Origin of the sequence: Flagellimonas halotolerans (genome assembly GCF_035818535.1) — a bacterium.
Classification (GTDB): Bacteria; Bacteroidota; Bacteroidia; order Flavobacteriales; family Flavobacteriaceae; genus Flagellimonas; species Flagellimonas halotolerans.
In genome coordinates this window covers 14267-40952 of sequence record NZ_JAYKYV010000014.1, presented here as the reverse complement: position 1 = coordinate 40952, position 26686 = coordinate 14267, and the positions used below count along the sequence as shown (strand labels likewise).

The 26686-nt window shown below is 40.9% G+C and carries 22 protein-coding genes and 1 other RNA gene; 14 read left to right on the top strand and 9 right to left on the bottom strand.

All coding sequences use genetic code 11. The annotated features are described in order from the left end of the window. Positions 1-45: 45 nt before the first annotated feature. Positions 46-1974, bottom strand: a complete 1929-nt coding sequence (dnaK, locus tag VM932_RS13895) for a molecular chaperone DnaK (protein WP_326279398.1) — start codon at positions 1972-1974, stop codon at positions 46-48. A gap of 231 nt (positions 1975-2205) precedes the next feature. On the opposite strand from dnaK, the gene VM932_RS13890 reads away from it, so the two are divergent. Further along, positions 2206-3630 (top strand): L-serine ammonia-lyase, encoded by a 1425-nt coding sequence (locus VM932_RS13890; RefSeq protein WP_326279396.1) that lies wholly within the window; start codon positions 2206-2208, stop codon positions 3628-3630. Here VM932_RS13890 and VM932_RS13885 read toward each other — a convergent pair. Further along, positions 3627-4106 carry a nuclear transport factor 2 family protein gene (locus VM932_RS13885; RefSeq protein ID WP_326279395.1) on the bottom strand — a complete coding sequence of 160 codons (480 nt, stop codon included), beginning with the start codon at positions 4104-4106 and terminating at the stop codon, positions 3627-3629. The two genes, VM932_RS13890 and VM932_RS13885, sit on opposite strands and share 4 nt — an antisense overlap. A gap of 70 nt (positions 4107-4176) precedes the next feature. Between VM932_RS13885 and panB the strand changes: the two genes are divergently transcribed. Both panB and VM932_RS13875 read left to right on the top strand, forming a co-directional pair. Next, on the top strand, positions 4177-4995 hold the full coding sequence (panB, locus tag VM932_RS13880; protein WP_326279393.1) for a 3-methyl-2-oxobutanoate hydroxymethyltransferase: 819 nt from the start codon (positions 4177-4179) through the stop codon (positions 4993-4995). Between the two features lie 20 nt (positions 4996-5015). Further along, positions 5016-5720, top strand: a complete 705-nt coding sequence (locus VM932_RS13875) for an RluA family pseudouridine synthase (RefSeq protein WP_326279474.1) — start codon at positions 5016-5018, stop codon at positions 5718-5720. On the opposite strand, the gene VM932_RS13870 is transcribed toward VM932_RS13875, so the two are convergent. Continuing rightward, entirely contained in the window at positions 5710-7254 is a 1545-nt protein-coding gene (locus tag VM932_RS13870; RefSeq protein WP_326279391.1) for a hypothetical protein, read from the bottom strand. The two genes, VM932_RS13875 and VM932_RS13870, sit on opposite strands and share 11 nt — an antisense overlap. 147 nt (positions 7255-7401) lie before the next feature. On the opposite strand from VM932_RS13870, the gene VM932_RS13865 reads away from it, so the two are divergent. Beyond that, on the top strand, positions 7402-8574 hold the full coding sequence (locus tag VM932_RS13865) for a 2-isopropylmalate synthase (RefSeq protein WP_326279389.1): 1173 nt from the start codon (positions 7402-7404) through the stop codon (positions 8572-8574). Between the two features lie 17 nt (positions 8575-8591). Beyond that, positions 8592-9710: a 3-isopropylmalate dehydrogenase gene (leuB, locus tag VM932_RS13860; RefSeq protein WP_326279388.1), complete on the top strand. Its 1119-nt coding sequence runs from the start codon at positions 8592-8594 to the stop codon at positions 9708-9710. Positions 9711-10138: 428 nt separating this feature from the next. On the opposite strand, the gene VM932_RS13855 is transcribed toward leuB, so the two are convergent. Further along, positions 10139-11383 (bottom strand): peroxiredoxin family protein, encoded by a 1245-nt coding sequence (locus VM932_RS13855; protein ID WP_326279386.1) that lies wholly within the window; start codon positions 11381-11383, stop codon positions 10139-10141. Between the two features lie 129 nt (positions 11384-11512). Between VM932_RS13855 and pheT the strand changes: the two genes are divergently transcribed. After that, positions 11513-13924: a phenylalanine--tRNA ligase subunit beta gene (gene pheT / locus VM932_RS13850; protein ID WP_326279385.1), complete on the top strand. Its 2412-nt coding sequence runs from the start codon at positions 11513-11515 to the stop codon at positions 13922-13924. On the opposite strand, the gene VM932_RS13845 is transcribed toward pheT, so the two are convergent. After that, positions 13925-14455 (bottom strand): fasciclin domain-containing protein, encoded by a 531-nt coding sequence (locus VM932_RS13845; protein WP_326279384.1) that lies wholly within the window; start codon positions 14453-14455, stop codon positions 13925-13927. It lies immediately after the preceding gene. Positions 14456-14672: 217 nt separating this feature from the next. Here VM932_RS13845 and VM932_RS13840 point away from each other — a divergent pair, with 217 nt between their 5' ends. Then, positions 14673-15386, top strand: coding sequence for a hypothetical protein (locus tag VM932_RS13840; RefSeq protein WP_326279382.1), 714 nt, complete (start codon positions 14673-14675; stop codon positions 15384-15386). Here the strand turns inward: VM932_RS13840 and VM932_RS13835 are convergent. Further along, entirely contained in the window at positions 15383-17011 is a 1629-nt protein-coding gene (locus tag VM932_RS13835; protein WP_326279381.1) for an ABC-F family ATP-binding cassette domain-containing protein, read from the bottom strand. The two genes, VM932_RS13840 and VM932_RS13835, sit on opposite strands and share 4 nt — an antisense overlap. Before the next feature lie 172 nt (positions 17012-17183). On the opposite strand from VM932_RS13835, the gene VM932_RS13830 reads away from it, so the two are divergent. Further along, complete coding sequence (locus tag VM932_RS13830; protein ID WP_326279380.1) at positions 17184-18572, top strand: TlpA family protein disulfide reductase; 1389 nt, start codon at positions 17184-17186, stop codon at positions 18570-18572. A gap of 59 nt (positions 18573-18631) precedes the next feature. On the opposite strand, the gene fsa is transcribed toward VM932_RS13830, so the two are convergent. The 3 genes from fsa to ffs form a co-directional block, all read right to left on the bottom strand. Beyond that, positions 18632-19288: a fructose-6-phosphate aldolase gene (gene fsa, locus VM932_RS13825; protein WP_014034702.1), complete on the bottom strand. Its 657-nt coding sequence runs from the start codon at positions 19286-19288 to the stop codon at positions 18632-18634. 39 nt (positions 19289-19327) lie between these two features. After that, the gene (locus VM932_RS13820) at positions 19328-20137 is read right to left on the bottom strand and encodes an SDR family oxidoreductase (RefSeq protein WP_326279377.1); all 810 of its coding nucleotides are present in this window, start codon (positions 20135-20137) and stop codon (positions 19328-19330) included. Between the two features lie 24 nt (positions 20138-20161). Continuing rightward, positions 20162-20260: signal recognition particle sRNA small type (gene ffs / locus VM932_RS13815), an RNA gene on the bottom strand. A 98-nt stretch (positions 20261-20358) separates the two neighbouring features. On the opposite strand from ffs, the gene VM932_RS13810 reads away from it, so the two are divergent. The 6 genes from VM932_RS13810 to VM932_RS13785 all read left to right on the top strand — a co-directional run bounded on the left by VM932_RS13810 (position 20359) and on the right by VM932_RS13785 (position 26601). Continuing rightward, positions 20359-21405, top strand: coding sequence for a glutaminyl-peptide cyclotransferase (locus VM932_RS13810; RefSeq protein WP_326279376.1), 1047 nt, complete (start codon positions 20359-20361; stop codon positions 21403-21405). Next, a complete protein-coding gene (locus VM932_RS13805) occupies positions 21402-21791 on the top strand; it encodes an acyl-CoA thioesterase (protein ID WP_326279374.1) in 390 nt (129 codons plus the stop codon). Before VM932_RS13810 ends, VM932_RS13805 begins: the two co-directional genes overlap by 4 nt. A 644-nt stretch (positions 21792-22435) precedes the next feature. Further along, positions 22436-23170: a LytR/AlgR family response regulator transcription factor gene (locus VM932_RS13800; protein ID WP_326279373.1), complete on the top strand. Its 735-nt coding sequence runs from the start codon at positions 22436-22438 to the stop codon at positions 23168-23170. 138 nt (positions 23171-23308) lie between these two features. Next, complete coding sequence (locus VM932_RS13795; RefSeq protein WP_326279372.1) at positions 23309-23482, top strand: hypothetical protein; 174 nt, start codon at positions 23309-23311, stop codon at positions 23480-23482. A 361-nt stretch (positions 23483-23843) separates the two neighbouring features. Further along, the gene (locus VM932_RS13790) at positions 23844-25904 is read left to right on the top strand and encodes a tetratricopeptide repeat-containing sensor histidine kinase (protein WP_326279371.1); all 2061 of its coding nucleotides are present in this window, start codon (positions 23844-23846) and stop codon (positions 25902-25904) included. Positions 25905-25932: 28 nt separating this feature from the next. Beyond that, positions 25933-26601, top strand: coding sequence for a response regulator (locus VM932_RS13785; protein ID WP_293163797.1), 669 nt, complete (start codon positions 25933-25935; stop codon positions 26599-26601). Positions 26602-26686: the final 85 nt, after the last annotated feature.

Below are 26686 nucleotides of genomic sequence, written 5' to 3'. Positions count from 1 at the left end.
TGACGAAATCGTCAGGGTTTTTCTATTTATATAAATTAAGTAAGCTTATTTCACTTCTTCGAAGTCAACGTCTTCCACGTTGTCTCCTTCAGAGGCTCCCTTTCCAGCGCTATCGCCACCGGTTGCGTCTGCTCCAGCAGCTCCTGCTCCCGCAGCGCCGCCTTGTGCTTCAGCTTGTGCTTTGTACATTTCTTCGGAAGCTACTTTCCAAGCTTCGTTGATTTTTTCCAAAGCTGGCTCTATAACCGCTAAGTCCTTGCCTTCAAAAGCTTTCTTCAATTCTTCCAAAGCCTCTTCGATCGGCTTTTTCTTGTCGTCGGACAGTTTATCGCCGAACTCGCTCAATTGCTTTTCAGTTTGGAAGATCATGGCATCGGCTTCGTTCAGCTTATCAGCGGTTTCCTTGGCTTTCTTATCCGCCTCGGCATTCGCCTCAGCTTCTGCTTTCATCTTTTCGATTTCTTCCTCGGTCAATCCAGAAGATGCCTCGATTCGGATGTCTTGTGACTTCCCAGTAGCTTTATCGGTTGCAGAAACCTTGATGATTCCGTTTGCATCAATATCAAAGGTCACTTCAATTTGAGGTGTACCTCTTGGTGCTGGTGGAATACCGTCCAAGTGGAATCTACCAATAGTTTTGTTGTCCGCCGCCATAGGTCTTTCCCCTTGCAGTACGTGGATTTCAACCGAAGGTTGATTGTCCGCTGCGGTAGAGAATACCTGTGATTTCTTGGTTGGGATGGTGGTGTTCGCCTCAATCAATTTAGTGAACACGCTTCCCATAGTTTCAATACCCAAAGAAAGTGGGGTAACATCCAACAGAAGTACATCTTTTACATCTCCCGTCAACACACCACCTTGGATAGCGGCACCAATGGCCACCACCTCATCTGGGTTTACACCTTTGGATGGTTTTTTACCGAAGAATTTCTCAACGGCTTCCTGTACCGCAGGAATACGGGTAGAACCACCTACCAAGATAATCTCGTCTATATCGCTTTTGGAAAGTCCTGCAGACTTCAATGCTTTCTCACAGGGCTCGATTGTTCTTCTTACCAAATCGGCAATCAATTGCTCAAATTTGGAACGGGACAATGTTCTTACCAAGTGTTTTGGTCCTGAAGACGTTGCTGTAACGTAAGGCAAGTTGATTTCTGTCTGTGCAGAAGAAGACAACTCGATTTTGGCCTTTTCTGCAGCTTCCCTTAAACGCTGGAGCGCCATTGGGTCTTCACGAAGATCCATATCTTCATCTTTCTTGAACTCTTCGGCCAACCAATCAATAATTTTTTGGTCAACATCGTCACCACCTAAGTGGGTATCACCATCTGTGGCCAATACTTCAAAAACACCGTCACCCAATTCAAGAATGGAAACATCGTGCGTACCACCACCAAAGTCGAATACCACTATTTTTTGGTCTGTGTCCTTTTTATCGAGACCGTATGCCAAAGATGCAGCAGTTGGCTCGTTAATGATTCGTTCCACAGTAAGACCTGCAATTTCACCAGCTTCTTTGGTGGCCTGTCTTTGTGAATCGTTAAAATATGCTGGAACGGTAATTACCGCTCTGGTTACATCTTGTCCCAAATAATCCTCAGCAGTCTTCTTCATTTTCTGAAGAATCATCGCTGAAAGTTCTTGAGGTGTGTACATGCGTCCGTCAACATCCACTCTAGGAGTATCGTTGTCTCCTTTTACCACTTTATAAGGAACCCTTTTGGCTTCCTTGCTGGATTCTGAGTACTTGTTACCCATAAATCGCTTAATGGAATAAATCGTTTTGTGAGGGTTGGTCACGGCTTGTCTTTTTGCAGGGTCACCGACCTTGATCTCCCCACCTTCAACAAATGCAATCATCGATGGAGTAGTACGCTTACCTTCGGCATTTGGAATTACCACAGGCTCGTTACCTTCCATTACAGAGACGCAGGAGTTGGTCGTACCTAAGTCTATACCTATAATCTTGCTCATCGTATCTAAAGTTATATCTGTTTAAAAATTCGTTTTCGTTTCGCTCTTAAAATGTCAATGATTATGCCACGTCCAAGAATATGACAAGCTGTCATACAATTATAAAAACCTTTCAAAATCTAAGCAAAAATTGCAGGTATTCTAATCAATTTTGAAAAAACTATTTGGATATTTAAATATTCGCATTTTATCCCTTTTAGCTTCCTATATTTGAGACTGTAAATTGAGTTTATGGAGTGCATAAGTTTGTTTGATATGCTTAAGATCGGTGTTGGGCCCTCCAGCTCACACACCTTGGGCCCTTGGCGTGCCGCCGAACGTTGGATAGCTGAGCTTGAAGAACAAGCGGTTTTTGATGATGTCCAATCCATTAAGGCGTATCTGTACGGGTCGCTTTGCCTCACGGGAAAAGGACATGCCACTGACATTGCCGTGGTAATGGGATTGTTAGGTACTGACCCTGAAACTGTTGATATTGACAGTATTTCAAGAAGAATAGACGACGTCAAGGCCGATAACAAACTCAATTTTGGTGGAAAGCGAGAGATTCCGTTCAGTTTTATGAATGACATTGTGTTCAAGAAAGAATTCCTTCCTTTTCATGCCAACGGTATGCGGTTTGAAGCCGAACTGACCAACGGAGAAATAATCTCCGAAACCTATTATTCAATCGGTGGAGGATTTGTGGTGAAGGAAGAGCGTATTCACGCCAAAGAAAACAAAGAAACTTTTAAAACCTTTCCTCACCCTGTAAGAACTGGAAATGAACTGCTTCAACACTGTAATGCCCTAAACAAGTCCATCTCTCAAATTGTGATGGAAAACGAACTTTCTCTGCGCACGGAACCAGAAATAAACGAAGGAATTTCCAGAATTTGGAACACCATGCTGGAATCCATGTACATCGGCTGCCACACCGAAGGTAAACTACCGGGCGGTTTAAACGTAAAGCGGCGGGCTTTTGAAATGCATCAAAAACTTAAAGGGGACGTCCCCTACTCCAATCCACAGGAATGGTTGGAAAGCATCCGGGATACAGAAGTGAAATTCCGACAGATCATTAAATGGGTGAGCTGTTTTGCCCTTAGTGTCAACGAGGTGAATGCTTCATTGGGAAGAGTGGTCACCGCACCCACCAACGGAAGTGCAGGTGTAATCCCCGCCGTTCTGACCTACTATATGGTGATTGAAAACCACGATGCCAATTTTGACGATGTAAAACAATTTTTATTGGTCGCCAGCGAAGTGGGGAGCATCTTTAAAAAAGGTGCCACCATTTCCGCAGCCATGGGTGGTTGTCAAGCGGAAATTGGGGTATCCTCGGCCATGGCCGCAGCGGGGCTCACCGAACTTATGGGCGGTTCTCCCGAACAAGTACTGATTGCTGCCGAAATCGCTATGGAGCATCATCTTGGCTTAACTTGCGACCCGATTGGAGGATTGGTGCAGGTTCCATGCATTGAACGAAATGCCATGGGGGCCATTAAAGCCATCAACGCAGCAGAATTGGCATTGGATACAGACCCAAGTGAAGTAAAGGTACCGTTGGACAAAGTAGTAAATACCATGTGGGAAACCGCAAAGGATATGAGCTCCAAATACAAGGAAACCTCTGAAGGAGGGCTTGCCGTAGGCGTATTTTTGAGTGATTGTTAATCCATACAACCTTCCTTGCCCCTGGTATCAATCAGGTAGATGATTTTCCATTCCCCATCAAAATTGATGAGCTGGAAGGAATTGATACCGCAATGACTGAACTTACCGTTCAACCAAAACTCGTAACCCACCCATGCGTTGGCCATAGTTCTATCCACTTGAATGGAAAAAGATGTGAGTTTTTCTTCAAACTTGGTAGTTTCAGGTATGCCGGCAATTGATTTTAAAAATTTTGAAAATTCTTCCGTCTTAAAAAGTGTCTTTCCTTCATGGCTTCTTCCTGTTGTTTGCAATACGATTTCGTCGGCCACAGTGCTTTTGATAATGGTTGAATCTTGCTTATGGAAACCATCAAAAAAAGTTTCGATCACTTGCTTTACCCGATTTTCAGCTCCTCCGTTTGATGGATTGGGTCCTTGGGCATATCCTAATGTACCCAAAGCAAAAAGTACTGCGCAACTTAACAGTCTTCTCATGGTATTAGTTTTTTGATTGAAGCCTAAATTAAACAAATCTGCTTACTTTTAGCCATCAAATATAAATACGATGTCTACAGCTAAAAAAGAATATAAAAGGGTAACGGTAAAATCGTTGGTGGATATGAAAAAGACCGGTGAGAAAATCAGTATGCTCACCTCTTACGATTATTCCATGGCCAAAATTGTGGATGGCGCCAATGTGGATGCCATTTTGGTGGGTGATTCCGCCAGTAATGTAATGGCGGGCCACGAAACCACCTTGCCCATTACCCTAGATCAAATGATCTACCATGCCACCTCCGTGGTCAGGGCTGCTAAAAGGGCACTTGTGGTTGTAGATATTCCTTTTGGTAGTTACCAGAGCGATTCCAAGGAAGCCCTGCGTTCGGCCATCCGGATCATGAAAGAAAGTGGAGCCCACGCCATTAAAGTAGAGGGCGGCAGTGAAATCAAGGAATCCGTAACACGAATCCTTCAGGCAGGCATTCCCGTGATGGGACATTTGGGGCTTACCCCACAATCCATTTATAAATTTGGAACATATACTGTACGCGCCAAAGAAGAAGAAGAGGCTGAAAAATTGAAGTCTGACGCCAAATTATTGGAGAAATTGGGCTGTTTTGCCATTGTTTTGGAGAAAATCCCAGCAAAACTGGCCAAAGAGGTAGCAGAAAGTGTCTCCATTCCAATAATTGGTATTGGTGCTGGCAATCACGTAGACGGTCAGGTTTTAGTAGTGCATGATATGTTGGGGATGACGCATGAGTTCCATCCAAGATTTTTGAGGCGATATCTCAATCTTTATGATGAAATGAGCAATGCCATATCCCAATACGTGGATGATGTAAAAAGTCAGGATTTCCCTAATGAAGAAGAGTCTTACTAAATTACGATTAGCAATTGGCTATTAACAATAAGCAACATTCCAATAAATCCAATCTTCAGATACTTTTTGAAGACAACCACTTAATTGTCGTCAACAAACGCGTTGGTGATATTGTACAAGGCGATAAAACCGGCGACGACCCCCTCAGCGAAATGGTAAAGCAATATATTAAAGAGAAATACAACAAGCCTGGCAATGTGTATTTGGGTGTGGTGCATCGATTGGACCGCCCTACTTCGGGAATCGTGCTTTTCGCCAAAACATCCAAAGCCTTGCCCCGACTCAACAAGATGTTTGCCCAAGGAGAAACCAAAAAAATGTATTGGGCGGTTGTGAAAAATCCCCCAGTCCCAGAAAGCGGGACCTTGACCCATTGGTTGGTGCGCAACCCCAAGCAAAACAAATCCTATGCCCACACCAAAGAAGTGCCCAATAGCAAAAAAGCTGTTTTGGATTATAAGATCATAAAAAAACTGGACAGCTACTTCTTGTTGGAAATTGACTTAAAAACGGGCAGGCACCATCAAATAAGGGCACAATTGGCGGCCATTGGCTGTTCCATTAAAGGGGATTTAAAATACGGTGCCGACCGCAGTAACAAGGATGGCGGTATCCACCTACATGCTAGAAGTTTGGAAATTGTACACCCCGTGCAAAAAGAACCCATGTCATTTTTGGCACCTCCACCTGAAGACCCCGTTTGGAGCGCCTGTGCTAGCGAGTAATTGCCAAGGCTTTTTCCCTGATTATCTGTCCTACGGGCTTGTTCTGCAAGTGGCTTTCCAACCACGAAAGAATATCCAAATACAAGAATGCCCTTTTCTCGTAAGGATGGTTCTCGTATTTCTTTAACTCATTGTACAACTTTTGGAACTCCCCTTTTAAATCGGTAGGGTAAATGTTTCCAAGGTTTCTGAGAAACTTAATCATTTCTTTCTGAACCTCGTGCAAGTCGTTCATTTTCAGCAAGAACTTGTACGTGCTCTTAAGCTGTACTTCCAAATGATAATCCATACCCGCTTCGTAATGTGCCACAAGGCTCAAAACTCGTGCGAAGCACATCAAATCCTCGCGCATCTTTAGTTTTTTGTTGGAAATTATCTTTTTGAGGTAGGCAATACAGTTTTTGTTGTCCCCATTTCCAAAGTAAAGACATGCAATCTTGTAATAGAGCAACATCACATGATGCTCATCTATTTGTTGTCTGTGTTTTTTGATGCCATACTCGATGATATTCACCAAATAAATGCCCTTGTCAAAAGTTCCCTCCAAAAAGTGAAGGTTCAATTTGTTTGTGTTGATATACAAAAAGGCCAATGAGCTTATGTTGTCATTTTTGGGAAACTTAGGGTCTTGCACCTGATTCTCCAATCGCTCCAAGGTTTCCCTAAACTGCGATGCGTATTTTACAAAGAAAAGCGACTCCAACAAGTAATGATTGCCCTTTAAAAAGAATACAGGGTTCAGTGGAATCATATGTTTGTTATCGTAAAATAAATCCACCCATTTACTGGCGTATTTATAGGCTGACAAAAAGTCCTGAATCAAAAGGCTGTACCACAAATGTGCCTTGTACAACCATAATTTTTCACGGAAACCAAGTTTCTCAATGTCATATTTGGGCAAATGCTCATCAAAATAACTTTTTACTTTTTGAAGATCTTCGTCGCTTCTCACATAACCCACTTTCAACATCATTCCATACAACTGTAACGAAAGATTGGAGAGCTTGCTTGTCATTACATTTTGTGCAGAAAGTTCCTTGGCCTCAATGGCAAGTTCATCCGCCCTATCGGGTATACTTCGGGTAATATATTGGGTCTCGATTACCTTTTCCAGCTCCACAATCTCGTATGCAACGTTTTTCTCCTCATTCTCAATGGCAAAACTCTTTGCCTTCTCCAAAATCTTCAAGCTTTGCTTGTAGAGTCCCTTTTGATACAGAATGGTAGCAAAATCCAGTTGTTCGCGTATCTGAATACGAACGTTTTGGTTTACAGGGTTCAATCGCAAACTCACTAAAATTTGCTTGTATAAATGTGCCTTAAGGTTGGAAAGTTGTGATTTTTTGACAATACCGCTATCCAAAATCTGCCGTTCATCATATTTCCGCATCTTATCCAAGAGATTGAACAAAGCCAAAAATTTAGCATCCGTATTAACCCCCAATCGGCCAACATAGAGCTTAAATTGTCGTTTTTCGGATTTGGAAAGCGATTTTACCAGTACAAACAAAGCGTCCTTGTGGGCATTTGTCATCGTAAAAAATATTGTTTAAAATATTGTTTATCAGTTGTTTAAATCACACCAAAAGCAGTTTAACGTTGTAACATGCTCCCAGCTGTTTTTCGTCTTCAGCCTTCCTTTACTACTTTCGTTAGTCATAGTAAAAAACAGGTTGAGATAATGGGTAAAGATAAGGTAGAAATTTTTGACACAACACTAAGAGATGGAGAACAGGTACCAGGTTGCAAACTGGATACCGAGCAAAAATTGATTATTGCCGAACGATTGGATGAACTAGGAGTTGATGTGATCGAAGCAGGTTTTCCCATATCCAGTCCCGGTGATTTCAAATCCGTGAACGAAATTGCCAAATTGGTCAAAAATGCAACGGTCTGTGGATTGACCCGTGCCGTGAAAAAGGACATTGAAGTAGCCGCCGAAGCCATCAAAGATGCCAAAAGACCAAGAATACACACGGGTATCGGAACTTCCGAATCACATATTAAGTACAAATTCAACTCAACCCAAGATAAAATTATAGAACGTGCCGTTGATGCCGTTGCTTATGCCAAAACTTTTGTAGAAGATGTTGAGTTCTATGCGGAAGATGCTGGACGTACCGACAATGAGTTTTTAGCCAGAATCTGCGAAGCGGTAATCAAAGCCGGAGCAACCGTACTTAACATTCCTGACACTACAGGATATTGCCTACCGGAAGAGTATGGTGCCAAAATGAAGTATTTGAAGGAAAACGTAACAGGCATTGATAAAGCCATTCTTTCCTGTCATTGCCATAACGATCTGGGATTGGCCACCGCCAACTCCATTGCAGGTGTGGTGAACGGTGCAAGACAAATTGAGTGCACCATAAACGGCATTGGGGAAAGAGCAGGAAACACTTCTTTGGAGGAGGTCGTGATGATAATGAGACAACATCCGCACTTGAATTTGGATACCAACATCAACAGTAAATTGCTTTGGGACACCAGTACCATGGTTTCTCAAAAAATGGGCATGCCCGTGCAGCCCAACAAAGCAATTGTGGGCTCCAATGCATTTGCACACAGTTCCGGTATTCACCAAGATGGGGTGATCAAACGCAGGGAAACCTACGAGATCATTGACCCTAAAGATGTTGGGGTCAGCGAATCTTCCATTGTATTGACTGCAAGAAGTGGACGCGCAGCATTGGCTTACCGTGCCAAAAATGTAGGTTACGAACTCACAAAACTTCAATTGGATACGGTGTACCAAAACTTTTTGAAGTACGCCGACGTTAAAAAAGAAATTTTGGATGAGGACATCCACGAGATTGTTGAAACCAGCAATATCGGAATGAAGAGCTTGGCTTAAATCATGGTAACTGTCATATGATATTGAAAATCGCATTGCTAGCTGGAGATGGTGTTGGACCCGAAGTGTTGGCCCAGTCGGTAAAATGCCTAAATGCCGTTGAAGAGACCTTTAATCACCATTTTATTTTTAAAGAAGCTCCTATTGGTGCCATTGCTATGGACAAAAATGGGACTCCACTGCCCGATACTACCTTAAAATTATGTCAAGAGTCGGATGCCGTGCTTTTTGGCGCTATTGGTGACCCAAAATACGATAACGACCCCGATGCAAAAGTTAGGCCCGAACAAGGTTTGCTTCAATTGCGCAAAGCACTTGGGCTGTTTGCCAACATTAGACCCATACTTTCACATCCAACTTTGTTGGATAAATCCCCTCTAAAAAAGAAAGTGATCAATGGAACTGATTTTGTAATCTACCGTGAACTTACCGGTGGGATATATTTTGGGGAGAAAACATTGAATGAAGAAGGTACAAAAGCCTCTGACCTTTGTGAATATTCCGAAGAAGAAATAAGCCGTATTGCCCATTTGGCTTTTAAGGCCGCAAAGGGTCGTAAAAAGAAGCTTACTTTGGTAGATAAGGCCAATGTTTTGGAATCTTCAAGGCTTTGGCGCAAAGTTGTTACACGAATCGGTGAAAGTTATCCGGAAGTAGCGTTGGATTTTTTGTTCGTGGACAATGCTGCCATGCAGATCATACTCAACCCCAAACAGTTTGATGTTATTTTAACGGAGAATATGTTCGGGGACATTATTTCAGATGAAGGTAGCGTTATTGGTGGTTCTATCGGATTGTTGGCGTCAGCTTCTATTGGTGAGGAAAATGCGTTGTTCGAACCTATTCACGGTTCTTATCCACAGGCCAAAGGTAAAAATATTGCCAACCCGATTGCCTCTATACTTTCCGCGGCTATGCTGTTGGAGCATTTTGGACTTACTGAAGAGGCATGGGCCGTAAAAAAGGCGGTGGATAAGTCTTTGAAGAAAGGAATCGTTACTCCCGATTTAAGGGAAAACAGTCAATACGGTACTAATCAAGTTGGGGACTTTATTGCCCATAATATTGTGGATATTGAAGATGATACCCTTATGAATGATGAGAACATCGATTTGGGCAAGTCCACAATAATTTAATGTCCTTATCAAGCTCAAGTGTCCTGTACAAGCTCAAGTTCAAAACTTCCGACAACAAAATAATAGGCGTAGCGGTAACCGAATAACTCATTAACTGAAGCTCTAACTCTAAAGGCCAAGCATCTTCTGTAACCTCTGACACGAATTTCACTGATTTTCGCGAATGAACTTTGTGTCATTTTGAACTAACTGTCATCCTGAGCGCAGTCGAAGGAGATAGTGAAAAATCTCTAGTTTGATAGAAAAATGAATGGTAAAGGGTTGGATTCAAATTGCACAAAAAAGTTCAAAATCAAGTATCAAGCTTAACTCATGTGTCAAATTCAAGCTCAAAACTTCCGACTTCACACTTCTGACTTCCAACATCTAACCTTTAACTCAAAACCCAAGCCGCAGCCTTCCTCTCTGGTAAGTCCATAATTATTTAACTAGCTCTCAGTTTCAGGCGCTTCAGAAGTCAGCTCTTTGATTATTTTATTAAAATCCTTTTTGAATTCGACAAACTTATCACCCGTTGCCGGCCCATTAAAGCCCGTGTGTATTTTGCGGACTTCCCCGGTTTTATCAATATAAATTGTAGTAGGATAAGAAAGGATATGGTTCAGCATCGGCAGTTTTTCGTTGGCCTTTTGCTTATTAGATGTTCCGTATTGTGCCAAAAGGATTGGATAAGGTACTTCCTCTCTTTCCTTGAGTCTTTTTATACCCTCAAAGGCTTTCTCCTCCGTTTTGGCATATTCAAATGCCAATCCCACAAATTGCAAATCCATATCGGGATTGTTTTTGATAAAATCCACATAAAACCGTGTTTCATCCAAACAATTGGTGCACCAAGTTCCCATAATTTGAACCAGCACAACCTTGTCATCGAACATGGGGTCGTCCAAATTCACCATCTCTCCGTCTGAATTTGGAAAGGAAAAATCGAACTTATCATAACCTTCACGCAAATAAGTGAGGTCGTTGGAATCTGGAAGTTCAAAAGCTTCATTTCTGGCGCCCATAAATTCTTGGACAGCATGTTTTCCAGAATAAAACTTACCATCCAAAGTGCTATCGGTTACTTGTGCCAAAAACAAAAATACGTGCGAACCATCAAAAGCGGATAATTTCATGCTGTCCCCGGTAACAACGCCGTCCAAATAGCGGTAATCCCCTGTTTTGGTCCTAAAAGTTCCTTTAACCTTGTTTCCGTTCTGCATAAAAATGCCTTTTGCAGGATATTCATCTTCAGTATTTACCTTAAAATAGGTTTCCCAAATGCCCGAAATATTAACCGCTGCATCCTTTTCTGCCTCAAAACGATCCTGAGTACCATAAGTGGCCCTAAAAGGGACCTTTCGCCCTTTACTCTCTTCAATAAACTCACCAGTTATCTCATTTGCAGAATAAGTACCCGAAATATGCCCCTCAAAAATAGGCATACGGATATCGATGGAATCCCCGTTAAAGGTAAACTCATCAATAGTGATAACTTCTTCCGCATTGAATACTTTCATCTCATATCCGCCATCTACATTTTGTGAAAGTGTAAATTCAAAAGGCAACTGTTGCGACTCTGAAACTTCAATTTTTCCCAGCCAATCGCCCACATTCAATTTATTTTTTTCAGCATTTACGCATGAGGTCAATATAACTACAAGGCCTACTATCGCCAACCCTATCTTATTCATAAAGTGAAAGATTTTACCTAAATGTAGGAAATACATTTTAAAACAAATCATTGCTTACGGCTTAAGGTCATTATTATCGTTGAATCTGTTCCCCTATTGTTATATATTTGTGCCCTCTAAAAATGGGGTATGAAGATTTCTTACAACTGGTTGAAGCAATTTTTGCAAATTGATTGGGATGCTCAAAAAACAGGCGAACTTTTAACGGATTTAGGCCTAGAGGTTGAGGGCATATCACAATTTGAATCAGTTAAGGGTGGTTTAAAGGGCATTGTCGTAGGACATGTGCTCACATGCGAAAAACACCCAAATGCGGACAGATTAAAATTAACTACTGTTGATGTTGGCCAAGAAGCCCCTCTACAAATTGTTTGTGGAGCACCCAATGTTACGGCGGGACAAAAAGTGCCCGTAGCTACCGTTGGCACTACGCTCTACACCAAAGAGGGAGAGGCTTGGGTAATAAAAAAAGGGAAAATTCGTGGCGAGGTGAGCCAAGGCATGATCTGTGCCGAAGACGAAATAGGCCTTGGAGAAAGCCATGATGGAATTATGGTACTAAACGAGGAGCTGGTTCCCGGCACGCCTTGCTCTAAAGTTTTTGAAATTGAAAACGATGAAGTTTTTGAGATAGGACTCACCCCCAACAGGTCCGATGCCATGAGTCATTTTGGTGTGGCTCGCGACCTTAAGGCAGGATTGGAGCAAAAAGAGATTCAAAAGGAGTTGGTAACACCTTCGGTTAGTAATTTTTCTATTGACAACCGATCGTTAAAGGTTGATATAGAGGTTCTGGAAAGTGACCTTGCCCCAAGATATTGCGGGGTTACGATCAGCAATCTTGTAGTTCAAGACTCTCCAGATTGGTTAAAAAACAGATTGAAGGCGATTGGATTGGCCCCGATCAACAATGTTGTGGATGTTACCAACTACGTACTTCACGAATTGGGTCAGCCGTTGCACGCTTTTGATGCATCAAAAATAAAAGGGAACAAAGTTGAGGTAAAGACCTTGCCCGCCGGCACCAAGTTCACGACCTTGGACGAAGTGGAGCGCGAATTGCATGAAGATGATTTGATGATCTGCGACGCAGGTAGCCCTATGTGTATTGCCGGTGTTTTTGGGGGGCTTCACTCCGGAGTTACCGAGCACACTACTTCTATCTTTTTGGAAAGTGCCTATTTTGACCCAGTCTCCATAAGAAAAACAGCAAAAAGACATGGATTGAATACTGATGCTTCCTTTAGGTTCGAAAGGGGTATCGACATCAACATGACCAAATATGCCCTAAAAAGGGCTGCTCTTTTGATTAGGGAAATCGCAGGCGGATATATTACTTCCGAAATTGCTGATTTATTTCCCAAAAAGCCACAGGAGAGACAAGTATTCTTGACCTTCAACAAAATCAACTCTTTGATTGGACAGGAAATTCCGCAGGATACCATAAAATCCATACTTTCCGCATTGGAAATACGAATCAACAACGTTACGGAGTCCGGACTGGGCCTTACCATACCAACATACAGGGTGGATGTTACCAGAGAGGTTGATGTGATCGAGGAGATTTTAAGGGTTTATGGTTACAATAATATTGATTTTAAGGAAAAACTGAACGCCTCCATTGCCAAATCATCACGTTTTGAAAACTACAGGATTCAAGATGTGATCGGAGATACATTGGCCGCGAAAGGGTTCTTTGAGATTATGACCAATAGCCTGGTCTCTTCCGATATTGCTTCAGAAGATGAAAGCGCCGTACAGATGTTGAATCCGCTGAGCTCAGATTTATCGGTTTTAAGAAATTCCATGCTACATTCCGGCCTACAAACGGTTAGCTACAACCACAATAGACAAAAAACAGACCTTAAACTGTTCGAGTTCGGTAAAACCTACCACAAAGTGGACGGTAATCATCAAGAAAAGCAGCACTTGGCCATTTTCATTTCTGGGGAACGCACACAAAGTAGTTGGGCCGTTGCCTCAAAAAGATCTGAATTTTTCTATTTAAAAGGTATTGTAGAAAATGTTTTTGAGCGTTTGGGAATAAGGGATATTGACACAAAACCACTAACGGATTCGGATTTTGCAGAGGGAGTTTCCTATGTGAAAAACGATAAGGTCTTGGTGTCTTTAGGACTGGTCGGAAAGGCAGCTCTAAAGCGATTCGACATTAAGCAAGAAGTATTTTATGCCGATTTGGACTGGGATGCCATTCTGGAATGTGTAAGCACCCAAAATATAGCTTTCAAGGAAATCCCTAAGTTCCCAGAGGTAACAAGGGACTTTGCTTTGTTATTGGACGATTCTGTTTCCTTCCAAAAAGTGTACGACATTGCCTGGAATACCGAGAAAAAACTGCTTAAAAAAGTAAATCTGTTCGATGTGTATACAGGTAAAAACCTTCCTGACGGGAAAAAATCCTATGCGGTGAGCTTTACCCTAATGGATGAGAAAAAGACTTTGACAGACAAGCAGATTGAAAAGATAATGGGTAAACTATTGTCGCAATACCAAAAGGAATTAGGGGCGGAACTTCGCTAATTACATTTGGGCAGGTAGGATAACACTGTCTATTTCGTGAACCACACCTTCATTTTCCAGATTAAGGTCGGCCGCCGTAATTCTTGCAGTATTGCCAATGGGGTCGGTGAGCACAATATCGTATCCATCCAGATGTGCTGTTAATTTTTTGCCCTGAACGGTTGTAAAACTGGCCATTCCATTGCCTCTTCCAATGGCGCGCAACATACGGGAAGCGGTAAGTTGTCCGGCAACAATATGGTAAGACAACAAAGATTTCAAGGCTTTCTTATCTTCCGATTTAATCAATTCAGCTATTTTATTGTTCGAAAATTTCTCAAAGGCGGCATCAGAAGGCGCAAAAATGGTAAAAGGCCCTGATTTTTGAAGTAAAGCACCCAATTCCGTTGCATTTACCGCACTCAATAGAATTTTATGATTGTCCAGCTTACTCGCGTATGATAATGCGTTGGATGTATTTTGGGCAGTAGTCGTATAAATAGAAAAAGCCAAGCAAAGGCCAAGCAAAAATTTGGTTACGGGGGTATTCATAAAGTTGTTTGAATTTTAGGCTTGTTTTTTTTAGTATGCTTATACGATTAACTACCAAAAACTTCGATAAGATACATCTTTTTTAATGATATTATCCTCATTTTTCACCTCGAAAATCCATTTAACACAAACTTAACATTGTGTTTTTATGACAAATGTCAGGATCGAAAATTCAATTCCTTAAATTTGAGTGTATTACTAAAAAAACTGCGCGATTTTGAAAGGAGTAAACATAGAACACAAACTTCAAAACAGGAGAGATAAGAAATGGGATAGCGGACAAATTCTGGCCGAAGTCCAGCAAATTTTGAGCGAAGATTTCAAGAAAGAAGAGCAAGTCACCCATCAATTGGGCTCAAAAAACAATGTTAGTGCCAATGATTTTGATTTTGACCAATTGGAAACTGAAAAAATCTTTCATATTGATCAAATCAAAGAAATTTGCATTGATTACCGACTGCGCTTTTTGAACAGTTCTTATTTTAAAGGTGAGATTCCACAAGAAGCCATTTCCAAAATCAAACAACTGGAGGCTGCCCATAATACCAAGCTCGAAGGCTTCAGAATTATGGCCCCTTCCAAATTGTTCAAGCTGGAAGATAAAGACGATCCGCTTCTCTTCGCCCCTATCGGAAATGACTATTACTATTTGATCCACAAATGGGGCAACGACCTACATCCGCTTCGAAAGTTATTCGCATGGCCCTTTAAAAATATTGCCAACTTGGTCGTTGTGGTTCTTTTGATCAGTTACTTGGTTACACTTATGGTTCCCGAAGGATTGTTCTCCAAAAAAAGTACCACGGCAGAGTTTTGGATCATTTACTTTTTTATGTTCAAATGCATAGCATCCATAGTTATTTTCTACGGGTTTGCCCTGGGCAAAAATTTTAATCCAGCCATTTGGAAAAGCAAATACTTTAACGCTTAAGCAGTTACAGCATACATTTTTTCGCGCTGTTCTTTTATGGACTTGTCAGACATATAATCGTCAAAGCTCAAGTAACGGTCTATGGCTCCATTTGGTGTCAACTCAATGATCCTGTTTGCCACTGTGTTCACAAACTCGTGGTCATGGGTCGTGAGCAAGATGGTACCCTTAAAGTTTTTTAATGAATTGTTGAAAGCGGTAATACTTTCCAAATCCAAGTGGTTTGTGGGCTCGTCCAACATAAGCACGTTGGCACGGAGCATCATCATTCGGCTGAGCATACAACGTACTTTTTCTCCACCGGAAAGCACAGTGCATTTTTTTAAGGCCTCTTCTCCGCTAAAAAGCATCTTTCCCAAGAATCCTCTAATGTACACCTCTTCCCTTTCCTCTTCGGTCTTGGCCCATTGGCGTAGCCAATCCACAAGGTTGATATCTTCTTGGAAATAGGATGAGTTGTCCGCGGGCAAATAGGATTGCGTAGTGGTCACCCCCCATTGAAACTTGCCGCTATCGGGCTTGATCTTATCGGCAATAATATCGTAAAAAGCTGTGGTGGCCCGCGAATCTTTGGAGAGGATGGCCACTTTATCACCTTTGGCCAAGTTGATATTCACATCTTTGAACAGCAAATCCCCATCCTCGGAAGTGGCGGATAGTTTTTCTACATTCAATATTTGGTCACCAGCTTCGCGCTCACGATCAAAAATGATGGCAGGATATCTTCTACTTGATGGCTTTATATCCTCTACCTTAAGCTTATCCAACATTTTTTTACGGGATGTTGCCTGCTTACTTTTGGCCACGTTGGCACTAAAACGTTGAATAAACTCATTGAGTTCCTTGGCTTTTTCCTCGGCCTTTTTGTTTTGTTGCGCGCGTTGACGGGCAGCCAATTGGCTACTCTCGTACCAGAACGTATAGTTTCCAGAAAACAGGTTGATTTTTCCAAAGTCGATATCCGCGATGGTAGTACAAACGGCATCCAAAAAGTGCCTGTCGTGGGAAACTACGATTACAGTGTTATCGTAGTTGGCCAAGAAGTTTTCCAACCAGTTGATGGTGTCGTAATCCAAATCGTTGGTAGGCTCATCCATGATCAGCACATCCGGGCTTCCGAACAGGGCTTGGGCCAAAAGTACCCGTACCTTAAGTTTGGAATCCAGATCACCCATGTTGGTATAGTGGAGGTCTTCCGTGATTCCTAAATTGGAAAGCATGGCAGCGGCATCACTATCGGCGTTCCAACCGTTCATTTCCTCGAACTTTACCTGTAACTCGCCAATTTTATCTGCATTCTCATCGGTATAGTCGGCATACAGGGCATCAATTTCCTTTTTTATCTCGAACAAAGGCTTGTTTCCCATCACCACGGTTTCCAAAACAGGGTATTCATCGTAAGCATTGTGATTTTGCTCCAAGATGGACATCCGTTTCCCTGGCTCTAAATGCACATGGCCCGAAGTGGGATCGATCTGCCCGGATAAAATTTTAAGAAATGTGGATTTACCAGCGCCATTGGCGCCAATGATACCGTAACAATTCCCTTGGGCAAAGGTTACGTTAACTTCATCGAACAAAACTCTTTTGCCAAACTGTACGGATAAATTCGATACTGATAACATGCAACTATCTTTATTTTTTTGCAAAAGTAGCTAAATGTGATTCGTAATTCTAATTTTAAAACGCATATTTAAACGATGTAAAATAACCGTTCAGCAACATTTAACTACCCCTTAACAAGTTTAGCTTCTTGGGTTGCTTACTTTTGGTTGTCTAATGAATCGTTCCCTGTTTATGGTAAGATTTTTACTCGGCCTCACCTTCATGTCAACTTTTGTATCGTGCTCTGATTCTTCAGAAAGCGGTTCCTCAGTTTTTTTTGGTGGTGAAATTGTAAATCCGACTAGTGATTACGTGGTGCTTTACCACAACGATTCTTATGTGGATTCCGTAAAACTCGACGATAAAAACCACTTTTCTTTCAACCTGAATAACATTGAGGATGGGCTTTATCATTTTGACCATGCACCAGAACTTCAATATGTATATTTGAGCCAAGGAGATAGCCTTTTGGCGCGCTTGAACACTGTAGAGTTTGATGAATCTTTGGTATTCTCGGGAACAGGTAGCGAAATCAATAATTTTTTGATAGAGGTTTTCTTAGCTACCGAAAAAGAAGAACCGATCATAAAAGGCTATTACGGTTTAGATCCTGAAGATTTTAGTAAGAAGATTGATTCCTTACATGCCCTAAAAGTGAAACAGCTTGAAGAGTTGTCAACGGACAATGTACTATCATCCAAAGTTTTGGCCATGGCAGAGGCTTCCATAGATTACAATACCTATATCAATAAAGAAAAGTATCCTTTCTATCACAAAAAGGAAACTGGCGAAGAAACCATTCATGAACTTGGGGATAATTTTTATGGTTACCGAAAAAAAATAGACTTTAACAATAAGGACCTTACCTATTTTAGGCCCTATTTTGATTTTATGAAGTGGCACTTTGGCAATATGTCCTACATGACTTGTTTGGAAGGTTGCTCCACAGATAAAAAACCCGTAAGCGACCGTCTGCACTTTAACAAGCACAAGCTTGCCCTTGTGGATAGTTTGGTGAACCAAACAGAGCTTAGGGACATTCTTTTTAGGAACGTTGCCGTGGACTATCTACTACGGGAACACAACCCGAGCAAAGAGGCCGCTATTTTTATTGACAAGTTTAAATCCCTCTCTACCAATGAGGAACACAAGGAAGAAATTGAGCTGTTGTACAACGGCATTAAAAACTTACAGCCGAACACGACAGTTCCAGACATCATGGTAAAAAATTTTAATGACGAAGAGGTCTCCCTAAAAGATTTGGCCAACAAAAGAAAGAGTACCGTATTCTATTTTTGGACTGCTGGTCAAAAGAGACATTTTATCAACGTTAACAAACACATTACCTCTCTCGAAGAAAAATATCCGCACTACAACTTTGTAGGCATTAACCTAAGAACCAGTCACTCGCAATGGAAACAACTTATGGACGAGTACAAGCTGGACAAGAACAAGCAGTTTTACGGGGAAAACTTCAAAGAGCTGCAAATGGCCATGATCATTGACGGGCTCAATAAGTGCGTTATTGCAAAGGATACCGTGGTGGTTGATGGCTTTGCCAACCTTTTCACTTCCTTATAAATAAAAATGCCCCGAAATTACATTCAGGGCCCATTTTAAATTCTATACAAATTCCTTTTTTAGGAATTTCCTTTTTTATAATCTTCCAAAAACTTCGCCAAGCCAATATCGGTCAATGGGTGCTTCAACAGTCCATCAATAGAGGAAAGTGGACCTGTCATTACATCGGCGCCCAATTTTGCACAATCGATTACGTGCATGGTGTGGCGGATGGATGCTGCCAATATTTCTGTTTCAAATCCATAGTTGTCATAGATCAAACGGATTTCCGCGATTAGGTTTAGCCCATCGGTGGAAATATCGTCCAATCTACCCAAGAAAGGGGAAACATAATTAGCTCCTGCTTTGGCCGCCAATAGGGCCTGGCCCGGCGAGAACACCAAAGTACAATTGGTACGGATACCCTTATCCGAAAAATATTTCAATGCTTTTACACCATCTCTAATCATGGGAACCTTCACCACAATTTGCTCGTGCAATTCGGCCAGTTCCTCGCCTTCTTTGACCATTCCATCAAAATCGGTGGCCACTACTTCGGCAGAAACATCTCCATCAACAATATTGCATATGTCCACGTAGTGTTTTAAAATATTATCTTTTCCAGTAATACCTTCTTTCGCCATAAGGGAAGGATTGGTGGTCACACCATCCAACACACCCAACTCTTGGGCTTCCTTAATTTGATCAAGGTTGGCAGTATCAATAAAAAATTTCATTTCTAAGTATTTATAAATTGTTCACTAAAACGTGTAAAATTACAACTTATAATGGTTGAGGAGTAACTTTTCGTAGACTTTGTCGGGTAAAATCTTCTTTAACCTAAGGGAAAACTTTTGCAAAAAAGCTCCGACGGGGTTGTGTATTTTTGGTTTTTTCTGATTGATGATTCTATGTACGGCCTCCGCTACTTGAATTGGATTGCCCCCACTGTCCACATCGTCATCTATGGCTTTCAAAATTCGTGAATATTTTTCTTGGTAGGCGGAACCTTCAATTACGGGTGAATGGTACCTGCCCGATGCAATGTTTGTTGCAAAATCCCCTGGCGCCACATTGGTTATAGTGATGCCAAAATCCTTGGTCTCCATGCGCAATGCTTCGGTAATAAGCCCCAAAGCACCTTTGGTGGCAGAATAGAACCCACGGTAGGGCAAACCCATATAACCAGCAATGGATGTAATATTTATGATAGTTCCCCCACTCTGCTTGCGCATTTGTGGCAAAACGGCTTTCATCACATGTACGGGGCCATGAAAATTGGTGTCGAAAACATGAAGTATTTCCTCGTGCGGTGTTTCTTCAATAGGGCCTGTAATACCGACACCTGCATTGTTAATCAACACATCCAACCTGTTTTCTTTGGAAATTACATAGGAAACTGCTTTTTGAATGCTTTCCACATCCTTTACATCCAACTGAACAAGTTCAAAAGTTTTAAAGTCTGGATAGTTTTTTGGATTGCGTGTAGTACCATAAACGGTAAATCCTTTTTGTGCTAAGTATGTTCCGATGGATTTGCCAATACCTGAAGAACCGCCGGTGATCAGTACAACTTTTTTATCCATGATCATCTGATTTTTGGGTACAAAAAAAGGCAAGCTACCTACATCGCACCGCTACGACCACATACCCTTGCTGCGTTCCCGCCCTGGGGGATTCTGCAGGAGCTGGTCGTGTAGGACTTGCCCGGCTGCAAATATACGACCTTTTATATTTGTGGCAATCCCAATTCATTCTTAATTTCGGTGTTTTGGATTAACGATTTATGACACAAGCAATAAGAACAATGGGCAAACTTTTTTCTATAACCGGGGCACTGCTCTTCTTTTTGGGCTGTGGCGGAAGTGCCGATTCCGCCAAACACTTTTCCATTCAGTTGGAAAACAAAAACATACAGCAAAACCAGCAAGTGGGTGTGACACTGAAGAACAAAAAGGACATTGAAATTTCCGACCTTCGTTATTATATGGACGGGAAAGAATTGCCCGTTGAAAACGGAAAATTGACCTTAGGCCTACCAACTTTGGGAAACAAAACCTTGGTGGCCAAATTTAAAATTGAGGAACAGACCGTAGCGGTTGAAAAAAAACTAAGACTACTGGCTGCCGCTGCCCCAGAAGTTTACACCTACGAGATCGTGAACAGTTATCCGCACGATACGGGTGCTTACACACAGGGACTTGAGTTTTACAAGGGAACACTTTATGAAAGCACTGGTAAACGAGGTGCTTCAACGGTAAGGAAAGTAAATTTTGAAACGGGCGAAGTCCTTCAGCAAATAAATATGGACGATTCCGTATTTGGAGAGGGAATTACTATAATGAACGACAAATTGTACCAACTTACTTGGCAAAGTGGTATGGGGTATGTGTATGATGTCTCCAACTTGGAAAAGATAAAAAACTTTAGCTATGGTAAAAGTCGTGAAGGTTGGGGGCTCTGTAACGATGGTGAAAAAATATTTAAAAGCGATGGTACTGAAAAAATATGGTTCCTAGATCCAGAGACCTTGGAAGAACAAGGCCAAATTGAAATCGTGACCAACAAATCCATATTTAACAGCGCCAACGAACTGGAATATGTAAACGGTAAAATCTATGCCAATGTGTACCAAAAAGAAAGTATGATGATCATTGATGCCGCTTCCGGTGCCATTGAAGGCGTCATTAACTTTGGAGGTCTTAAAAACAAGGTGAACAAGGGGCCGGAATGGGACGAAGGAAATTCCGTGCTAAACGGTGTAGCCTATCACCCAGAGAGAGAAACATTTTTTGTTACCGGCAAAAACTGGGATAAGCTCTTTGAGGTGAAAATCCGTAAAAAGGACCAATGAAAAACTACTCGGAATCCTTTGATGTAGTACCGGATGATCTGGACGACCTTAACCATGTAAACAACATAAGGTATGTGGAGTGGATTCAGGATATTTCCAAAAAGCACTGGACGCAGGTTGCTCCCAAGGACATTAAAAAATCCATGATATGGGTAGTCCGCAACCACAACATTACCTACCACAAATCTGCCGTTTTGGGCAATACCATCCTTATAAGCACCTTTATAGCTAACAATAAAGGCCCTATTTCTACCCGTGTTGTAGAAATAAAAAACAAAGCTACCGATGATCTCTTGGTTAAAGCGGTTACCGAATGGTGCTTGTTGGATGCAAAGACTTTCCGCCCCAAAAGGGTTCCTGGAGAAATACAATCGCTTTTTGTGTAAAAAAACAACTGTTTTGTACTATGCTCGAAATTCGTCAGTTCAATTTTAGGAACGAAGCGCAAAAAAATAGTATCAAGAATCGATGAGTTTTAACACCAAAGTCTTTGCGTGCTCGATATCCTGTCTGCCGCAGTCGGACGATTTTTACTGTTGAAATCACCATAATACCCAACAGACTAAAAAACCTACAATCGTAATCCTAAAGGTTAAACAAAATCAAAGTTTTGAAAAGCTGTTTACTCATTTTTAATAAAAAAACCTGTGCATTTCATCGAATTTTATGCGAATCTTTAAAAAAGAAACAACCAAAATTTTGATGCCCACGCAACAAATCGTAATATAGTACTTAACCAAACTCAAACTAAACCTATTTGTTGAACCAATTAAACCCAAAACATCCCCTTTTTACATTTTATATTTCCCTTGATTTGATTCTATAAAAACAGTTCCTTTTCGTGATTAAATATGATGTGGAACAAGCACGCTGAACTTTAAAATTTGGTATTGTTATCCGTTTTTTAACGATTTTTTATAAGGAATTGTAAGAAAAAAGCCCGTTTTAGAGAGAAACCCATAGTTTTTTTAAGGGAAAACTGCAATGAGTTTTTTTTCTACGTTAGTAACTTGCAATCAGCATTTTGCACATGGAATACACCTATAACATAATCGACTCGGATGCCTCCTCAAAGCTTCAGTTACAGCTTTATTTGGAAGAGTATGATGACTTGGTTTGTGCCGGGGTGGAAACCAATGCTTCGGCAGGGCTCAATTCCATTTTAAAATACAATCCAGACCTTGTACTTGTAAATCTTGGGGAAGGTGGTATGGATTACTTTCAAATGGTTACCGAACTCAACCAGTATATGCAAAGCCTTCCTATTATAATAGGATATGCGAAATCCAAAAAATATGCCTATAATGCCATTAAAAGCGGTTTTTTTGATTATTGGATCTTGCCACACAACGAGTTCGATATACGCAAAACAATGCTGCGCTTAAAAAAATTACACCCAAAACAGGAGACTCCGTCCACGATTTGCTTAAAATCTTACAAGGATTATCGGTATTTGGACACCAAAAACATCCTTTACCTTAAATCTGATAATAACACCACGGATTTCTTTATGAAAGATGGCAGTGTGATAAGTGCCTTTAAAACCTTGAAATCTTTCGAAAACAAACTCCCCAAAGACTTTATCCGCGTACACCAGAGTTACATTCTCAACAGCCGTTATGTATCGCGAATCAATTATGGAAAATCCATTTGCAGTTTAAATTATGGGCGAGAGGAAGAGCTTCCTTTCTCCAAAACCTATAAAGATAAGATAGACGGCTTAAAGCAAATGCTCTCCAAAACGGCAGCAAAGGCCCTTAATTAGCAAAATTCTTGCAGATTATACAAGAATACTAGCAGATTATACAAGAATACTATCCCCTTCCCAAAAATACCCGGGCCACTAAAAATGCCACATACTTTAGCGGTACAAACTTAACATTCATACCTAAAACCTAACATTATGAAAAAAGTATTTAGCATCTTGGCCATGGCATTATTGACAGTTGGTTTCTATTCTTGTGAAACCGAAACCGACGTACAAGAAACCGAAGCCATGTTTGAGCAAATAACAGTGGATCAAAATGCTACAGATGATGACGTATCAAACCCTGATGCACGAGGAGATGACGAATAATTAAAACATGATATTTAAAATAATTACCAACTTACTGCGGATTAGTTGCTTTGTATTGGCTTTACTGGTCATGCTATTTTACCAAAGAGATGAATCATTAAATTATGTAAAAACCATTACCTTAAACCAAATCAATTCAAGGGGAAACAATCTAAAAAATACATTTCAAAACCAAATTCAGATGGGCTTTTCCAAGCAGAGCATAATACGGCTACAACAAAGCTCCAATGATACTCGTCAACTTTAGTTTGACATTCAAAAAATAGAACCCAGCCCCAAACCTAGAAGGATTTGGGGCTTTTTTGTTACCTTGGATTTATATTTGAACCAAATCAGCTTGAAAAACGGAGCCTTCATACTAATGCTAATACTTTTTTGGGGATGCGCCAGGCAAAAATCTAAAGAGGAAGTGACTGCCAGTCCACAGATAGACTCTATTCAAAAACTGTTGACTATCGCCAAAACAGCCAAAGAACTATCATTGGAAGATCGCAAAGCGTATGTAAAAGAAGCCGAATCCAAAGTCATGGAACTATCTAAGGACAGTGTTCAACTGGAACAACTATCCAAGATATCTTTGGCTTATATGCAGCTAAAAGATTCAATTAGTTTTAGAAATACAAATGGAAGTCTATTAAAAAAGGCTAAAGAAGCAAATGCAATAAAGATTTTAGGATATTCACATTGGGACTTAGCAATTTTTTTACAGACCCATGGAATTATGGACAGTGCTTTTTACAACTATAGAAAAGCATTGACAAATTTTGAGCAATTACCTGTCGATTCCACATCCCAATCACTCAGAGCACGTATGCTTTATAATATGGCAAGGGTACAAGATTCCTATAAAGATTATTTGGGAGGAGAAATCAGTGCCACCGCTGCCATTAAAATGTTTGACAAACTAGAAGATGATTACAGGTTATACAATGCGTATAATGTATTAGGGATTTTATCCAATGGCATGGGCAACAGTGAAAAGTCCATAGAATCTTATGTGAAAGCTCGAGAATATTTAAAAAGTTCTAGTAGAAGTAACAAAGATGAACTTCTTTGGCAAAACGAAAACAATATTGCAAGTGTCTATCTTAACTCTGGAAAATTTGTAAAAGCAAAACTGGCTTATACCGAATTGCTTTCTGATAAAAACTTAAAACATAAACTACCAAAAACCTATGAGAAAGCTCTGGGCAGTTTAGCATATTTAATCTTTAAAGATGATGAAGATGTTGAACAAGCAGAGAAACTTCTAAATGAAGCCTTTGCAGTTAACGTGGCAACGGGCGACCTATACGACAAGGCTCGACTCAACTACTTTTACGCCGAGGTTTTGGCCGCCAAAGGTGACACAACAAGAGCTATTTCACAAGCTAAGGAATCCTATACCATTGCAAAGGAAACCTATAACAACGACCGTTCGTTGGATGCTTTGCGGTTGTTGACCAAGTTGGACACAGCCAATGCCAACGCCTACGCTGAAGAATATTACCAACTCAACGAAGCCATTAAAGTTGAGGAACGCACCAAAAGAGATAAATTTGCCCGAATCCGAATGGAAACGGACGATATTATTGAGGAAAACCAAATCCTTACCAAAGAAAAACAAATTTGGGTGGGGGCTTCCCTACTGCTCGTTTTGTTTGGGACAACCGCTATGATCATTGTTTCGCTCTATGTAAGCAACAACCAGCTAAAATTCAAACAAAAACAGCAAGAAAGCAACCAAGAAATTTACAATTTAATGCTTTCGCAACAAGGAAAACTGGAAGAAGGAAAACAATTGGAGCAAAAACGTATTTCCGAAGAACTGCACGATGGTATTTTGGGTGAAATGCTCGGTATTCGGTTAATATTGAGCGGCCTTAACGAACGCGAAGATCAAGCTTCCATTGAGCAACGGGCAGCCCTTATCGAGAAACTACGAGAATTGGAAGAAGAAATACGGACCATTTCCCACGAGCTGAATCATGCTTCATATGAAAAATTTCATAATTTTATCGTGTCATTGGAAGATATGATTCGAGGCATCGAAAAATCTTCTGGCATTTCGTGTTCCTTTACCTATAGCGACAAGGTTGCTTGGGACAATTTGTTGGGAGACATCAAGATCAATGCTTACAGAATCATACAAGAATCGCTCAAAAACTGTGTTAAGCATGCAAAATGTCAACATGTGTCCATTTCGTTTCAAGGCGTGGACAATCAATTAAAACTCGTTATTACAGATGACGGCGTTGGGTTTGACATTAACAGAAAAAAGAAAGGAATTGGCCTTAGAAACATTATTTCGAGAACAAAAAAGATAAAAGGAGTCTTGGATATTGACAGTGAATCCGGAAAAGGCACAACAATTAAGGTAACCATCCCTGTTAAATACTTGGAATTGCAAATTCCCGAGAAAACAAACGCATTAAACGCTTAAATCCCCCAAATAAAGCAATAAACCTACCATGAAAACACTGAGAATATTAGCTATTGATGATCATGAAATGACCATGCTCGGGTATAAGTTTATACTCGAAGGCATAGAGTTTGAAGGTCATAATATTATTGTGGATACTGCAACATCTTACCAAACAGGCAAAAAACTTATTGAGGACTCTGTAAATACTTTCCGGTACGATATTTTATTCTTGGATGTGCAGTTGTTTGCACCAAACGAGGAACAACCCTACACAGGGGAAGACTTGGGCATATTGGCCCGGAAAATTGTTCCTGAAAGCAAGATTGTATTCATGTCGTCTTTCAGTGATAATTTTAGGATAAACAGTATTCTAAAATCCGTTGACCCCGACGGTTATCTGGTAAAAACGGACATAGACCCCAAAACCCTTGAAGATGCGGTGAAGACCATTATGCTAGACCCTCCCTATTATTCATCCAAAGCTCTTGGTGCCATTAGAAAGAAAATGGCCAACGACCTCGAAATTGATGAAAAAGACAAACAGATACTTTACCACCTTTCCAAAGGAACCAAGAACAAAGACCTGGAGAAATTTATCAGGCTTTCCCCTTCCTCCATTGAAAATAGAAAACGACATTTAAAAACATTGTTCGGCACTGAGAACGAAAATGATATGGCCCTAATATTGGCTGCCAAAAACAGAGGCTTTATTTAAAAAATTGACAATTGTCATGTAACAAACAGTGCATTTGTGGCTTGATTAAACCTGATAAATAATAAAAATCTTACAAAAAGAGGGA